The organism is Pseudomonas sp. PS01298, from assembly GCF_029959745.1.
GTDB classification, from domain to species: domain Bacteria; phylum Pseudomonadota; class Gammaproteobacteria; order Pseudomonadales; family Pseudomonadaceae; genus Aquipseudomonas; species Aquipseudomonas aylmerensis.
This window is the reverse complement of sequence record NZ_JASCPP010000234.1, coordinates 1-914: the sequence shown is the minus strand read 5'-3', so window position 1 is coordinate 914 and position 914 is coordinate 1. Positions and strand designations below refer to the sequence as shown.

Genomic DNA, 914 nt, shown 5'->3' with positions numbered 1-914 from the left:
TAGGCTTTGTACGAAAAGTATTGCCGCATGCAACGTAGGCTGCAGGCCAAGGTGACCATGGCTGCAAAGCTCTTGGCCAGCTTGTCATAGCGAGTGCCGATCCTGCGATTTTCTTTCAGCCAGCCAAACATCCGCTCAATGATGTTCCGTTGCCGGTATTTGGGCCGGTCAAACAGTCGGGGCAAGCCAGGTCGAGGTTTGCGCGGCATAGCGCGCAATGGGATTACCGGCTGCATTCGGTAACGGTCGCAGTACTGGCGCAGGTGCTCGGCATCGTATCCCTTGTCAGCCAGCAACCACCGGCTACGTTTACGCGGTCGTCCTGGCTTGCCAGCAATTCTTACAGCATCCAGCAGCGGCTGAGCGTGGGAGACATCACTGGCTTGTCCTGGTGAAAGCCTGAAATGCAATGGCACGCCATTGGCATCGCACACCATGTGAATCTTGGTGGTCAGACCGCCTCGACTGCGCCCCAAGGCATGGTCTAACGGTTCTTCAGGCCCCCCTTTTTCCCGGCGCCTGAAGAGGCTCGGGTTGCTCGTACTGCGGTGGAGTCGATCATCCAGGTGTCCAAGTCGATCAGTCCTTCCCGGTTCAGCCGAATATGCAGACGCTCCAGTACTCGCTCGAATGTGCCGTCGTCGCGCCAGTCACGAAAACGCTGATACACCGTTGACCAAGGCCCAAAGCGTTCAGGCAGGTCGCGCCAGGGAGCGCCCGAGCACAGGATCCACAGAATTCCGTGGAGAACCTGACGATCATCGTTGCGAGGACGGCCCATTTTCTGTTCTGGAGAAACCAAATCCTTGATCAGCTCCCATGACGCATCAGAAAGTTCGTAACGCCTTGCCATACGGGCCTCCAACCGGTCATGGCGGCAATTTTAGCCACAACGACTTTTCGTACAAAACCTA

1 protein-coding gene is annotated in these 914 nt (G+C 56.8%); it reads right to left on the bottom strand.

Going from position 1 to position 914, the window contains the following annotated elements; translation table 11 throughout:
* A protein-coding gene (locus tag QMX97_RS32000; protein ID WP_102053037.1) for an IS5 family transposase occupies nt 1–853 on the bottom strand; the annotation gives its coding sequence in 2 pieces (ribosomal slippage) (nt 1–497 and nt 500–853; 851 coding nt annotated over the 2 pieces). This gene is flagged as partial in the annotation.
* Nucleotides 854–914: the final 61 nt, after the last annotated feature.